14 protein-coding genes and 1 riboswitch are annotated in these 13,512 nt (G+C 67.1%); of the genes, 9 read left to right on the top strand and 5 right to left on the bottom strand.

Annotation, left to right across the window (positions count from 1 at the left end; translation table 11 throughout):
- The first annotated feature begins 59 nt into the window (after positions 1 to 59).
- Together proB and BRX37_RS13545 are read left to right on the top strand one after the other, a co-directional pair.
- Positions 60 to 1,193 carry a glutamate 5-kinase gene (gene proB, locus BRX37_RS13550; protein WP_125987588.1) on the top strand — a complete coding sequence of 378 codons (1,134 nt, stop codon included), beginning with the start codon at positions 60 to 62 and terminating at the stop codon, positions 1,191 to 1,193.
- A 24-nt stretch (positions 1,194 to 1,217) separates the two neighbouring features.
- On the top strand, positions 1,218 to 2,114 hold the full coding sequence (locus BRX37_RS13545; RefSeq protein WP_125987586.1) for an NAD-dependent epimerase/dehydratase family protein: 897 nt from the start codon (positions 1,218 to 1,220) through the stop codon (positions 2,112 to 2,114).
- Positions 2,115 to 2,516: 402 nt separating this feature from the next.
- On the opposite strand, the gene BRX37_RS13540 is transcribed toward BRX37_RS13545, so the two are convergent.
- Positions 2,517 to 3,041: a CvpA family protein gene (locus tag BRX37_RS13540; protein ID WP_037512407.1), complete on the bottom strand. Its 525-nt coding sequence runs from the start codon at positions 3,039 to 3,041 to the stop codon at positions 2,517 to 2,519.
- Positions 3,042 to 3,051: 10 nt separating this feature from the next.
- Entirely contained in the window at positions 3,052 to 4,419 is a 1,368-nt protein-coding gene (gene radA / locus BRX37_RS13535; protein WP_048937564.1) for a DNA repair protein RadA, read from the bottom strand.
- A gap of 89 nt (positions 4,420 to 4,508) precedes the next feature.
- Between radA and BRX37_RS13530 the strand changes: the two genes are divergently transcribed.
- The 4 genes from BRX37_RS13530 (at position 4,509) to BRX37_RS13515 (ending at position 8,909) form a co-directional block, all read left to right on the top strand.
- Positions 4,509 to 5,210, top strand: coding sequence for an endonuclease/exonuclease/phosphatase family protein (locus tag BRX37_RS13530; RefSeq protein ID WP_037512403.1), 702 nt, complete (start codon positions 4,509 to 4,511; stop codon positions 5,208 to 5,210).
- An 81-nt stretch (positions 5,211 to 5,291) separates the two neighbouring features.
- The gene (locus tag BRX37_RS13525) at positions 5,292 to 5,816 is read left to right on the top strand and encodes a DUF2059 domain-containing protein (protein ID WP_125987585.1); all 525 of its coding nucleotides are present in this window, start codon (positions 5,292 to 5,294) and stop codon (positions 5,814 to 5,816) included.
- A 265-nt stretch (positions 5,817 to 6,081) separates the two neighbouring features.
- Positions 6,082 to 8,415 carry a patatin-like protein gene (locus BRX37_RS13520; RefSeq protein ID WP_125987583.1) on the top strand — a complete coding sequence of 778 codons (2,334 nt, stop codon included), beginning with the start codon at positions 6,082 to 6,084 and terminating at the stop codon, positions 8,413 to 8,415.
- Positions 8,412 to 8,909, top strand: coding sequence for a hypothetical protein (locus BRX37_RS13515; protein ID WP_037512401.1), 498 nt, complete (start codon positions 8,412 to 8,414; stop codon positions 8,907 to 8,909). The genes BRX37_RS13520 and BRX37_RS13515 overlap by 4 nt, the downstream gene beginning before the upstream one ends.
- A 6-nt stretch (positions 8,910 to 8,915) precedes the next feature.
- Here the strand turns inward: BRX37_RS13515 and BRX37_RS26730 are convergent, their stop codons facing one another.
- From BRX37_RS26730 to BRX37_RS13500, 3 genes are all read right to left on the bottom strand, one after another.
- Complete coding sequence (locus BRX37_RS26730; RefSeq protein ID WP_164522458.1) at positions 8,916 to 9,965, bottom strand: hypothetical protein; 1,050 nt, start codon at positions 9,963 to 9,965, stop codon at positions 8,916 to 8,918.
- A gap of 238 nt (positions 9,966 to 10,203) precedes the next feature.
- Entirely contained in the window at positions 10,204 to 11,250 is a 1,047-nt protein-coding gene (locus BRX37_RS13505) for a threonine aldolase family protein (RefSeq protein ID WP_017501772.1), read from the bottom strand.
- Positions 11,251 to 11,307: 57 nt separating this feature from the next.
- Positions 11,308 to 11,417, bottom strand: a riboswitch (SAM-I-IV-variant riboswitch).
- Between the two features lie 35 nt (positions 11,418 to 11,452).
- Positions 11,453 to 11,743 (bottom strand): 4a-hydroxytetrahydrobiopterin dehydratase, encoded by a 291-nt coding sequence (locus BRX37_RS13500; protein ID WP_125987579.1) that lies wholly within the window; start codon positions 11,741 to 11,743, stop codon positions 11,453 to 11,455.
- A 40-nt stretch (positions 11,744 to 11,783) separates the two neighbouring features.
- Between BRX37_RS13500 and BRX37_RS13495 the strand changes: the two genes are divergently transcribed.
- Genes BRX37_RS13495 through BRX37_RS13485 form a run of 3 tightly spaced genes read left to right on the top strand, consistent with a single transcriptional unit; the run spans position 11,784 to position 13,443 of the window.
- Positions 11,784 to 12,191 carry a metallopeptidase family protein gene (locus BRX37_RS13495; protein ID WP_004207924.1) on the top strand — a complete coding sequence of 136 codons (408 nt, stop codon included), beginning with the start codon at positions 11,784 to 11,786 and terminating at the stop codon, positions 12,189 to 12,191.
- Complete coding sequence (ccmA, locus tag BRX37_RS13490) at positions 12,188 to 12,805, top strand: heme ABC exporter ATP-binding protein CcmA (RefSeq protein WP_125987577.1); 618 nt, start codon at positions 12,188 to 12,190, stop codon at positions 12,803 to 12,805. The genes BRX37_RS13495 and ccmA overlap by 4 nt, the downstream gene beginning before the upstream one ends.
- On the top strand, positions 12,796 to 13,443 hold the full coding sequence (locus BRX37_RS13485) for a heme exporter protein CcmB (protein WP_125987575.1): 648 nt from the start codon (positions 12,796 to 12,798) through the stop codon (positions 13,441 to 13,443). Before ccmA ends, BRX37_RS13485 begins: the two co-directional genes overlap by 10 nt.
- Positions 13,444 to 13,512 lie beyond the last annotated feature (69 nt).

The raw sequence follows: 13,512 nt of genomic DNA, 5'->3' as shown, positions 1-13,512 counted from the left end.
CCTGAGCGACGCCGCAGGCGTCGTCGAAGGGCTAGAACCGAACGGATGTTGTTGTAAAAGTGGCCACGAACGCCCTGTCCGGCTTTCCCCCTGTCCTGGTCCGCCGCCTGGTCATCAAGATCGGGTCGGCGCTGCTGGTCGATCCGGCAGGGGAAGTGCGCGTCGACTGGCTGCGCACGCTGGTGGCCGATGTCGCCGCGCGCAAGGCGGCCGGGCAGCAGGTCATCATCGTGTCGTCGGGCGCGATCGCGCTGGGCGCGCGCCGGCTGAAGCTGCCCAAGGGCGGGCGCGGCAGCCTGGAGGATGCGCAGGCGGCGGCCGCCACCGGTCAGATCGCCCTGTCGCAATGCTGGGCCAGCCTGCTGCATGAAAAGGGCATTACCGCCGCGCAGATGCTGGTGACGCTCGACGATCTGGAGCATCGCCGCCGCTATCTCAACGCCTCGGCCACGCTGGAGCGGCTGATGGCGCTCGACGTCGTGCCGGTGGTGAACGAGAATGACAGCGTCGCCACGGCGGAAATCCGCTTTGGCGACAATGATCGGCTCGCGGCGCGCATCGGACAGGCGGCACGGGCCGACGCGGTTGTGCTGCTGTCGGACGTGGACGGGCTTTACACCGCCAACCCGCACGCCGATGCGAATGCCATGCTGATCGAGAGGATAGAGCGCATCGACGCGCGCATTGCCGCCATGGCCGACACCGGTTCGGCTTCGGGCATGGGATCGGGCGGCATGGTGTCGAAAATCCAGGCGGCACAGATTGCCACCGGCGCCGGCGCCCATCTCGCCATCATCTCGGGCAAGGTCGACGCCCCGCTCAGCCATTGGGCCAATGGCGGCCGCGGCTCCATCTTCCTCGCCGCCGAAAGCCAGGGTGCGCGCAAGGGCTGGCTCTCGGGCCGCCTCACCGTGCTCGGCCGGATCATCGTCGATGCCGGCGCCGAAGCCGCTCTGGGCAAGGGCAACAGCCTGTTGCCGGCCGGCGTCGCGCGGGTCGAGGGTGTGTTCGCGCGCGGCGACGTGGTCGACATTCTCAATCAGGACGGCCGGGTGATCGCCCGTGGCCTCACCGAATATGACAGCGAGGCCGCCGCGAAGATCGCCGGCCGCCGCAGCGAGGATATCCCCGCCCTGCTTGGCGAAATGTCCCGTTCCGTGCTGGTCCATCGCGATCATATGGCGATGGTCTGACCTATTATGTCCCTTAGAATTGCCATGACCGGCGCGACGGGTTTCGTCGGCGCCGAAACGCTCGATCAGGCGCTGGCCGCCGGTCTCCAGGTCAACGCCCTCACCCGCCGGGCCCAGCCACCCCGCGCCCATCTCAAATGGGTGCCCGGTTCGCTCGACGATACCGCCGCGCTCGACACGCTGGTGCGCGACGCCGACGCCGTGATCCATATCGCGGGCGTGGTGAACGCGCCCGACCGCGAGGGGTTCGAGGCGGGCAATGCGCGCGGCACGATGGCGGTGGTCGACGCCATGCGCAAACGCGGCGTGCGCCGACTTGTCCATGTCTCCTCGCTCGCCGCGCGCGAGCCGGGCATGTCGGACTATGGCTGGTCGAAGGAACTGGCCGAACGCCATGTGAAGGCCAGCGGCCTCGACTGGACGATCGTGCGCCCGCCCGCCATCTATGGCCCCAATGACCAGGAAATGCTGGAACTGTTCCGCATGGCCAAGCGCGGCATCATGCTGCTGCCGCCCGGCGGCCGGCTGTCGGTGATCCATGTCGCCGATCTGTCCCGCCTGCTGCTGACGCTCGCCTGCGAAAAGGAACAGAGCCAGACCCGTACCTATGAGGCGGACGATGCGACGCCCGGCGGCTGGGACCATCAGGAATTCGGCCAGGCGATCGGCCGGGCCGTGGGTCGCAATGTCCGCACCTTCGCGACGCCGCAATGGCTGCTGGCGACCGCCGCCCGGCTCGACCGGCTGGTGCGCGGCCGCAACGCCAAGCTGACCCCCGACCGGGTCGATTATTTCTGCCATCCCGACTGGGTCGTCGCCAAGCGCAAGCAGCCGCCCAAGCGGCTGTGGACGCCGCAGATCCCGACCGAGGAAGGGCTCAAGGCCACGGTCGAAGTCTATCGCGCCAAGGGCTGGCTGTAGCCCGCCCAAGGACACGAGTCCGCGCGGGTCACGACCGAAGTTCATAGTGTAAACGGCCTTTTCGGGGCATTTGCACCTGCTTCGCCCCCATGATGCACCGCCCACGCGCCGGTAACGCGCCATGGCAGGTTCGGCAGACGCGCCCGGCGCGCGCCGACAAGGCCCCACCCGCGCACCTGCACAGCGACAGCGACGCACCCGTCGCGCGCCAGTTGCATGGATAGCGGAGGCAGGATGAGCGGCAGCGTCATGCCCCAGCTTAGAACAGGGGCAGAGCTGTAGGACAGCGGCATGCGGGATTGACGGATCGAGTTTCGATCAAGAACCGCCCATCCCATCATCGTCACCCTGAACTTGTTTCAGGGTGACGATGATGGGATGGCCGTAAGCCATCCAACCCGGTCACGCCGCCGGATCGGACTCCGCCGGTTTCTGCGCGCGCTGTTCGTCGACAAATTCGCTGATCGCCTTGCCGCTGGCGTTGAGCAGCGGATAGGTGCGGGCGTCGGACAGCCAGTCGGGGCGGCGTGCGCCGCTGCCGTAGAATGTGTCGTAGACGAGGGAGAAGGCGAGGAAGACCAGGGTCGCGCCGATCAGGCCCTTGATCGCACCGAAGCCGCCGCCCAGCACCCGGTCGATCGGGCCGAGCACCGACTGGCGGGTGCGCTGGCCGATCGCGCGGGCGAGCAGCTTGCCCGCGCCAAAGGTGACGGCGAAGATCAGGAAGAAGGCCAATACCGCCGCCCCGCTCTCGCTGCCGACGAAGCTGGTCAGCAATTCGGTGACCGAGGCATGGAACAGGCTGATCGCGAAGATGCCCGCGACCCAGGCGATCAGCGACAGGGTTTCGGTCACGAACCCGCGCAGCAGGCCGAATATGGCGCAACCGCCGATGAGGAGGAGGACAAGGATATCGACGGCGTTCATGCCGCGCTGGCTATCCGCGCCCGAGCATCTGGTCAACCAGCTGTGCAAGCGTGCGGAAGCCGCTGACCGAAATCCCCTTCACCCCGTCCGCGCCCGACGCCGGCACGAAGGCGCGGTTGAAGCCCAGTTTCGCCGATTCCCGGAGCCTGAGCGGCGTATGCGAGACCGGCCTGATCTCGCTCGACAGCGCAATCTCGCCAAACAGCACGACATCGGCGGGCACCGGCCGTTCAGACAAGGCCGACATCAAAGCGGCGGCGACGGCCAGGTCGGCCGCCGGATCGGACAGGCGATAGCCGCCCGCGACATTGAGATAGACTTCGCAGGTCGAGAAACTGAGCCCGCAGCGCGCCTCCAGCACGGCGAGGATCATCGCCAGCCGGCCGCTGTCCCAGCCGACCACCGCGCGCCGGGGCGTTGCCCCGCTCGACAGCCGCACCACCAGCGCCTGGATCTCGACCAGCACCGGCCGCGTCCCTTCAAGCGCGGGGAAGACGGTGGCGCCCGTCACCGTCTCGTCGCGATTGGTGAGGAACAGGGCGGACGGGTTGGCGACCTCCTCCAGCCCTTCGGCGACCATCGAGAAGACGCCGATCTCGTCGGTGCCGCCAAAGCGATTCTTGATCGCGCGCAGGATGCGATATTGGTGGCTGCGCTCCCCCTCGAACGCCAGCACCGTGTCGACCATATGCTCCAGCACGCGCGGGCCCGCGATGCTGCCATCCTTGGTGACATGGCCGACCAGGATCAGGGCGGTGCCGCGCTGCTTGGCGAATTTGATCAGTTCCTGGCTCGACGCGCGCACCTGGCTGACGGTGCCGGGCGCGCCCTCGATCAGGTCGCTGTGCATGGTCTGGATCGAATCGATGATGAGCAATGCGGGCGGCACGCCGTCGCTGAGCGTCGTGAGGATATCGCGCACCGATGTCGCGCTCGCCAGTTGCACCGGCGCATTCCCCAGGCCCAGCCGCTGGGCGCGCAGCCGCACCTGGTCCGACGCTTCCTCGCCGCTGATATAGGCGACGGTCAGCCCGCGCGAGGCGACCCGTGCCGCCGCCTGCAGCAACAGGGTCGACTTGCCGATGCCCGGATCACCGCCGATCAGCGTGGCCGACCCCGGCACGATGCCGCCGCCCAGCGCCCGGTCGAACTCGGCAATGCCGGTGCTGGTGCGCGCGGGCAGTTCCACCTTGCTGTCGAGGCCGATGAGTGTGATCGCCCGGCCGCCGCCCTGCAGGTCATGCTTGGCGGAAAAGACGGTTTCGGCCGCTTCCTCGACGATGCTGTTCCACTCGCCGCAGTCATCGCACTGCCCCTGCCACCGGCCGGAAACGGTGCCGCATTGTTGACAGACGAATTTGCGCTTTGCCTTGGCCATGGTCCACGCATAACAGAACATAAAAGGAACACAAACGCGATCTTGCATCGAGGCTGGAAACCCCCGCGCGGCTGGCGCATTGAAGGAGGATGTCCGCCACGATCCGCGTCGCCAGCTATAATATCCGCAAGGCCATCGGCACCGACCGCCGCCGTTCACCCGAGCGGGTGATCGACGTGCTCAACGAAGTGGATGCCGACATCATCGCGCTGCAGGAGGCCGACCGGCGCTTCGGTATACGCTATGCCGCGATCCCGCCGCTGCTGCTCGACCGCCAGAGCGGCTACAAGCCGGTGCCGCTCAATGTCCAGACCGACAGCATGGGCTGGCACGGCAATGCCATCATCGTCCGCAAGGAGGCGGAGGTCGCCGCCTATGACGTGCTGCACCTGCCCTGCCTGGAGCCGCGCGGCGCGACCATGGCGGAGGTCGCGATCAAGGGCGCGACCCTGCGCGTGTTCGGCATGCATCTCGACCTGTCAGGGCTGTGGCGGCGCAAGCAGGCGGCGGCGGTGATCCATGCCGCGGCGCAGGGTCACGCGCTGCCGACGGTGCTGATGGGCGACCTCAACGAATGGAGCGCCGAGCGCGGTTGCCTCGCCGACTTTGCCCGCCATTACAGCTTCGCGCCCTGCGGCCGCAGCTTCCACGCCCGCCGCCCGGTCGCCCGGCTCGACCGGATCATGCATTGCGGTCGCATCCGCCTGGTCGACAGCGGCGTCCACGAAAGCGCCGCCGCGCGCAAGGCGTCGGACCATCTGCCGATCTGGGCGGAGTTACGGGTCGGGTGAATGCGGCGCGTGTTGGGGGGACGGCAGAGGGTCTGAAGACGACCATTTGCGGCCGATAACCGGCTCTGGCACGATACTCTTATGAAGACATTCCTGCTTGCTTTAATCGCGGTAATCACCGTGCCAACTAATGCATTTGGAGCCGAACGCATGCGCTCGCAAACAGCCCCGTCAGCGCAGATTGAAAGAGCGCCTAGCGCCTCGAAACTCCAACTGATCAAGAGGTTTATGCGAGCCATAGGCCTTCAAGATCAACTCGACACTGGCAGTTTCCTTGAGCGTTACGCCATGCCCGGTGGCCCACTGTGGGGCGCTCCTTCTGGCGAAACTCTGACTGAGAGCCTATCCGGTGGATTTGAGATTAGGTTCAAGGCACTTAAAGCTGCGTATGAGAAGCGACGAGCGGTTTACCAACAGGCGTATGAAGATCATCTCAACTGGGAATTTACTGAAATTGAGTTGCAAGAGATTGTGACGTTTCTCGAAGCGGCTGTGGGCCAACATTATCTCGACGGCCGCTGGAGAATGGAAGCCTACACGAATACGAATACCGAAGATATGGAAGCGGAAATCGTGAAAGAGGCTAATGACAGTCTAGCAAAATAGCGATGTCGGCTATCAGGTAATTTTGCCCTAAACCCGCCATTCCGCAATCCACCCCATTTTGTCATTCCCGCGTAGGCGGGAATCCATCCCCTGACCTTGCATCTGGTCCGACGCTGGGGAGATGGATCCCCGCCTGCGCGGCGATGACGGTAAAAAAACAGGCCGTTGCTTAGCCACCCATCCAACTCCTCCTTCCCGCTTTCGGACAGGGGGTGGGACATTCCGCCTCTCGACAAGGCGGCCTGGCTTTGCGATCCCTATCCCCATGAGGGAGAAGGAATTACGCCTCGCGCTCGTCTGTTATGGCGGGATCAGCCTGGCCGTCTACATGCACGGCATCACCAAGGAAATCTGGCACCTGACGCGGGCGAGCCGGGCTTTTCATGACGGGGTGGCGCCGCAGGGGGCGAGCGAGGCGGTCTATCATCGGCTGCTCGCCGATATCGAGGCGGCGAGCGGCACGCGGCTGCGCATACTGCCCGACATCATCGCCGGCGCCAGCGCGGGCGGCATCAACGGCATCTTCCTGGCCCAGGCGATCGAGACCGGCCAGTCGCTGGAGCCACTCACTGCGCTGTGGCTCGATAATGCCGATGTCGACGAACTGCTCGATCCCGATGCCCGCCCCGCCCGCGCACTGACCAAATTCTGGGCGACGCCGCTGGTGTGGATGGCCGCGCGCCGCCCCGGCGACGCGGTCGAGCGCACGGTGGCGCCCGACACGCGCGAAGAGGTGCGGATGAAATTGTCGCGCTTCATCCGTTCGCGCTGGTTCGAGCCGCCCTTTGGCGGGGAAATATTCTCGACCATGCTGCTCGATGCGTTCGACGCGATGGCGGCCACGCCGGCCGGCCCGTCGCTGCTGCCCGACGGCCATCCGCTCGACCTGTTCGTCACCGTCACCGATTTCGACGGCCATGTGCAGAGCCTGAGCCTCAACAGCCCGCCCCAGGTGATCGAGACCGAACATCGGCTGTCGATCGGCTTTCGCGGACGCGGCGGCAGCGCCAGCGGCTTTGCCGATCCGGCCGAGTTGGTCTTTGCCGCGCGCGCCACCGCCAGCTTCCCCGGCGCCTTTCCGCCCTTCACCGTGCGCGAGTTGGACCGGGTATTGAAGCGCCGCCACCGCGCCTGGCCCGGCCGCGACGCCTTCCTGGCGCGCGTGCTGCCGCGCCGGGCGGCACGGGGCGAGGCGGAGGACGCGGTGCTGATCGACGGATCGGTGCTGGCCAACGCCCCCTTCGCCCAGGCGATCGGCGCGCTCAAGAACCGGCCGTCGCGGCGCGAGGTCGACCGCCGCTTCGTCTATATCGATCCCAAGCCCGGCCACCGATCGATCCACCTCAACCGCGAGGGCGAGGAGGAAGCAGCGCCGATCGGCGAGAATGCGCCGCTGCCCGGCTTTTTCCGCACCATCTTCGGCGCGCTGTCGGACATTCCGCGCGAACAGCCGATCCGCGACAATCTGGAGGCGATCGACCGCCATTCCGCCCGCATCCGCCGCATGGGCCGGATCATCCAGGCGCTGCGCCCCGGCATCGAGGCGGAGGTGGAGGGGGCGATCGGCCGCATGCTGTTCCTCGACCGGCCGACGCCGGCGCGCCTGTCGGCCTGGCGCGGCAAGGCGCAGCAGCGTGCCGCCGCCTCGGCCGGTTTCGCCTTCCCCGCTTATGCCCATCTCAAGCTGTCGGGCATCGTCGAGGATCTGGCCGCGCGTCTGTTCCAGTTGAGCGGCGAAGATGCGCCGATGATGCGCGAAGCCTATCGCCAGGCGATCTGGAAGCAGGTGCGCGCGATCGGCGCCGACCAGTTGACCGAGGATGCCGGTTCCGCCGCCGCGCCCGTCCTGTTCTTCCGCACCCATGACCTGGCCTTCCGCATCCGCCGCCTGCGTTTCCTGGCCCGGCGGCTGGCCGAGACGCTGGAACTGGAGGCCGATGCCGACAGCGAAGCGGTGCAGGCGATGCACGACGCCATCTATCGCGCGCTCGCCCTCTACACCGAATGCGAGGGCAATGATTTCTACAATGATCATGTCCGCGCCGCCGCGGCGCAGGTGCCGACCGACGCCGGTGCCGCGCTGGAGGCGATGGCGCAGGCGCGCGGCCTGCGCGCCCGCGACGAGGCGGCCGACATGCTGCTGGCCGAGGCGCTCGCCAACCTGCCCAAGGCCGGCCGCCGCACCATGTTGCTGGCCTATCTCGGTTTCCCCTTCTCCGACATCGCGACCTTACCGTTGCTTCAGGGTGACGCTGTCGATGAATATGATCCGATAAAGGTCGACCGGATTTCGCCCGAAGATTGCACCGCCATCCGCACCGGCGGCGCCAACGCCACGCTAAAAGGCATAGAATTCAACAATTTTGGCGCCTTCTTCAGCCGGGTCTATCGGGAGAATGACTATCTGTGGGGCAGGCTCCATGGGGTGGAGCGTCTGCTGGATATCGTAATTTCCGCAATTCCTGCCCCAACCCGTCTTCCCGAAGGGGCGTTGCGCAACTATAGGCGGGCGGCGTTTCTGGCGATCCTCGACGAGGAAGAGTCGCGCTTGCCGCATGTTGCGGATCTGATCGCCGGACTGCGGGAGGAAATCGGGTGAAGGGGCGTTTGAAGCTGTTTCCGATGATGCTGGCGCTGGTGCTCGTCACCGGCTGCAAGGGCTCGTCCGATGACAGCGCACAGGCCGCCCCGGTCAGCACGCCGCAGCAGGTGGCCGTTGCCGTCGTCCAGCCCGATCCGCCGCCGCCCGCTCCCCCCGCCGTCCTGCCCTCGCGCCCGGCGCCGATCGTCACCGTCGGCCCGCCCGGCCCGACCAATTCGCTCGACCTGCCGCCGTCCAGCAATGCAGCCCAGCCCGCCCCCTTCCCGCGCGAAGTCACCGCCTTCATGGTCGACCGCGACAGCTGCGACCATTTTCGCGGCGAGGAACCCTATGATGCGGAACGGCGCGCCTATATCGAGGAAAGCGTCGCCGAACTCTGCTCCGGCACCGACGCGAAGCTGGCCTTGCTGCGCAAGCGCTACGAAAAGATGCCGGACGTCATCAGCGCACTGAGCAGCTATGACGCCCGGATCGAGGGCGAGGAACCCTGAGCGACATCAGGGTGAGGGCGGCGCCTGTAGCATATCCAGCCCGCCAATCCTGACAGCGAAGACACGGCCCCGAACGCCGGGCTGTGCGCCAGGCCCGACTTTGCCACGCGGCCCCGTCGCGCCGACATCGCCCGGATGCGCGCCATCACATGTCCCTGGCTGAGATCCGCGTGATCCCCGCGCACCACCCTGGCCACCCGGCCCTGCCGCCCCGCCGCGTCCGCCAGCCCCGCCGCCGGTCAGGATGTCTCCTGCGGTGAAGATGTCGGTCACCGCGGCCGGGCCGATGACATAGACCGCGCCGCCATCGCCACCATTGGCCCCCGCGCCGCCATTGCCCCCTGGGCCACCACGCCCGCCGTCACCCCCATTGCCTGCCCCGCGACTGCAAATTCCCATCTCCGCCCTGCCATCACGCCCATCACCGCCATGACCGCCGGTTCCACCGCTGCCGCCTGCACCACCGGGGCCACCCGGCACACCACGAAAATCGATGTTCATGCGCACCTGACTGAGCGGGCTCCCCGTGGCCGTCGCCTCCAGCCGGCCGGCCACGATATAAAGATCGGGCACCCGTGCTGTCGCGCCCGGTCCGCCATTGGTGCCGCGTCCCCCCGGCCGTCCCGGCTCACCGTCAGAGCCGCGACGATTGCCACGGGCACCGTGTGTACCGGTCTGTCCCGCCTGGCCCTTCGGCCCGGCCAGCAGCGCGGTATTCCGTCGGATACCCAGCAAGGACTGTGGATCCTCGATCCGCATCCGCTTGGCGAACAGCAGCACCCAAGGATGCTGGCCGGTAAACTCGATCATGCCATCAGGCTTGAAGATCAATTCGTCGACCGCCAGCGTCTGGCCCGGCACCTTCTCGACGCCCCGTATCTGCAGGATTTCCGACACCCAATAGGCCCGGCCGATCGCAGCGCGCACCTCCGGCGGCAGCGCGGCCAGATCGGCGGTCTCGATCGCCGCCCGCGCTTCGGCCATCGGTGCCGCCTCCTGCGCCTGCCCCGGCTGCGGCGCCATGACGCCCAGCAGCAACCATCCGATCCTCTTCATGACAGCCTCCGTCCACGCACCGGCCCCTGTGCCAGCGGCGTGATAAAGGCCCGGATCAGCGCCTCTTTTCAATTGGCTGGACCAGGCAAGATCATCCGCTTTGGAGCATCCTCAACGGATCATCCCGCTATCCTACCCCGCTGCATGATGACATTTCGATATCGTAACAAGGACATGGGCAAACGCGCACCCGCGCCAGCGCGCCCATGCCCTTGCGCCTATTCGGATCAGCTTGTGGTCAGGCGGCGACCGCCAGGCAGGCTTCCCTGATGTCGCGGGCCAGTTCGTCGACCCGCTCCACCTGCGCATCCCAGGCGAACATGAATCGCGCGCCGCCGCCGATGAAGGTGTAGAAGCGCCAGCCGCGCGCGCGCAGCGCGTCCAGCACCGGCGCGGGGGCGGACAGGAACAACGCATTGGCCTCCACCGGGAAGATCGGGCTGACATCGGGCAAGTCGGCGATCGCCGCCGCCAGCCGGCGCGCGCAATCATTGCCGTGGCGCGCGTTGCGCAGCCAGGCACCGCTTTCCAGCAGGCCGATCCAGGGCGCTGACAGGAAGCGCATCTTCGACGCCAATTGCCCCGCCTGCTTGCAGCGATAGTCGAAATCCTGCGCCAGCGCGCGATCGAAGAAGATCACCGCCTCGCCCACGGCCATGCCATTCTTGGTGCCGCCAAAGCAGAGCACGTCGACGCCCGCCTTCCAGCTGATCTCCGCCGGATCGCAGCCCAGGCTGGCGCAGGCATGGGCAAAGCGCGCGCCGTCCATATGCAGTTTCAGCCCCAGTTCGCGGCACACGGCGGAAATCGCGCGCACTTCCTCGACCGTGTAGACAAGGCCGGTCTCGGTCGGCTGGGTGATGGTGACGACGCGCGGCTTGGGGAAATGGATGTCGGACCGGCTGGTCGCGAGCTGCCGGATCGCGTCGGGCGTCAGCTTGCCATCGACCGAGGGCGCGGCAAGCAGCTTCGACCCGTTGGAGAAGAATTCGGGCGCGCCGCATTCGTCGGTCTCGACATGGGCGGCCGCCGAACAGATGACGCTATGATAGGATTGGCACAGCGCCGCGAGCGCCAGCGAATTGGCGGCGGTGCCGTTGAAGACGAAGAAGACCTCCGCATCGCCGCCGAACAGGGTGCGGAAATTGTCCGCCGCGCGCTGCGTCCATTCATCCTCGCCATAGGCCGTCGCCGATCCGCTGTTCGCCGCGAGCATCGCGTCGAGCGCCTCGGGGCAGGCCCCGGCATAATTGTCGCTGGCAAATTGCTGTGTGGAAATGGGCACGTCATGCTTCCGTCTGCTGGTGTGTGACCAAGCATCGGATCAACGTCGTCGTGGCTGCATGTCCCGTTGGATTGCCGGTCCGGCCACATCCCCCTCTTGGCGAGGGGCACCACCTTGCTCGGGGAGCAGGTTGGTGTCGGACGTTGGCCCGACTCTTGATGTTGCCGGGGCGATTATCGGCCGGACGATGCCGCGTCAAGCATCAGCGCAGCAGCGCCTCTATCCCCTTCGCCAGATCGATGTCCCGTTGCGACAGGCCGCCGGCATCATGGGTGGTGAGCGTGATTTCGACGCGGTTATAGACGTTGGACCATTCGGGATGATGGTCCGCCTTTTCCGCCAGCAGCGCGACGCGCGTCATGAAGCCGAAGGCGGCGACGAAGTCGGGAAAGGCGAAGCTGCGCGCAATCCCGTCCGGTTCGGTGACCGCCGTCCATTCGGGCAAATCCGCCAGCGCGATCGCCCGTTCCGTTTCGTTCAGTCTGGCAAGCATTTCTCTATCCTGCGTTATTTCTTTCGCCTATGTGACAGCCATGCCTGACACTGGTCAATCGTTCCGCTTCGCCCCTACCCCACAGGAAATCGAGACACTCGCGCTGGAGGCCCTGAGCCGCCTGCCCGAGCCCTTTCGTTCCTATCTCTCCAATGTCGTGATGCTGGTCGAGGATTTTGCCGACGCCGATATCCTGAAGGAGATGGAGATTGACGATCCGTTCGGCCTGACCGGCCTCTATAGCGGCCGTCCCTTCGGGCAGGAGGCGCAGACCGGCGACCTGCCGCCGACCGTGCATCTTTTCCGCCGCCCGCTGCTCGACGAATGGGTCGAAACCGGCGTGCCGCTCGAAGCGCTCATCACCCATGTCGTGGTGCATGAAATCGGCCATCATTTCGGCCTGTCGGACATCGACATGCATGTGCTGGAGGATATGGTCGCCCCATGAGCGGCGCGGCGCTGCGCCTGTCGGGCCTGGCCTGTCTGCGCGGCGGACGCCTGCTCTTTGCCGGCGTCGACCTGGTGCTGGCGGCCGGCGGCAGCGCCTTGCTGCACGGCGCCAACGGCATCGGCAAGTCGAGCCTGCTGCGCCAGTGCGCCGGATTGCTGCCCGCCTATGCCGGGACGATCGACCGCCAGGGCGGCGTCGCGCTGGCCGACGAGCGGCTGGCGCTCGACATGGAATTGCCGCTCCACCGCGCACTCGGCTTCTGGGCGAAGCTCGATCGGGCCGATGACGCCGCGCTCGACCGCGCGCTCCACGCCATGGCGCTCGCCCCCTTGCGCGACGTGCCCGTCCGCATGCTTTCCACCGGCCAGCGCAAGCGCGCCATGCTCGCCCGCGTGATCGCCAGCGGCGCGGATATCTGGCTGCTCGACGAACCGGCCAATGGCCTGGACGATGCGTCGGTCGCGCTGCTCGGCGCGGCGGTGGCGGACCATCTGGCGGCCGGCGGCATCGTCGTCGCCGCCTCGCACCAGCCTTTGCCGCTGACCGATCCGGTGCGGATCGCCATGGCCGCCCATGTGCCGGACCCGGCGCAGGAGGCGTCATGCGACTGATCGCCCTGCTCGTCGCCCGCGACCTGGGACAGGCCTGGCGCTCGGCCGGGCTGTGGCTGCCGGTCGCCTTCCTGTTGCTGGTCGCCAGCCTCTACCCCTTTGCTGTCGGACCCGACGCCGCCCTGCTCGCCCGCACCGGCGGCGGCATGCTGTGGATCGCGGCGCTGCTCGCCAGCCTGCTGCCGGTCGATCGGCTGGTCGCCCCCGATCGCGACGCCGGCATCCTGGACCAGATCGCGCTGCGCGGCATCAGCGAGGAGATGGTGGTGATCGCCCGGCTGATTGCCCATTGGCTGGGTTTCGGCCCGCCGCTGATGATCGCCGCCCTGCCCGCCGCCGCGCTGCTGAAGCTGGACGACGCGACGATCCTGACGCTGGAGGCCGGGCTGCTGATCGGCACGCCCGCGCTCGCCGCGCTCGGCCTGCTGGTGGCGACGCTGACCGCCGGACTGCGCTCGTCGGGCGCGCTGGCGGGCCTGCTCGCCCTGCCGCTGGCAGTGCCGCTGCTGATCTTTGGCGCGGGCACATTGGGCGACGGCAGCGGCGCCGCGTTCAAATTCCTCGGCGCCGCCTCGCTGCTGCTGGTCGCGATCACGCCGATCGCGGGCGGCGCGGCGATCCGCGCGGGCCGGGAATGAGGTTTGTGCAACGCGCAAGGCGTTGACATTGGCGGGCCGCAATGGTCCCATGCTGCATCGCAACAAACT

It is taken from the genome of Sphingomonas sp. S-NIH.Pt3_0716 (genome assembly GCF_003950715.1).
GTDB classification, from domain to species: domain Bacteria; phylum Pseudomonadota; class Alphaproteobacteria; order Sphingomonadales; family Sphingomonadaceae; genus Sphingobium; species Sphingobium yanoikuyae_A.
Note: the sequence above shows the minus strand (reverse complement) of the source record. Positions and strands in the feature narration are given on the sequence as shown.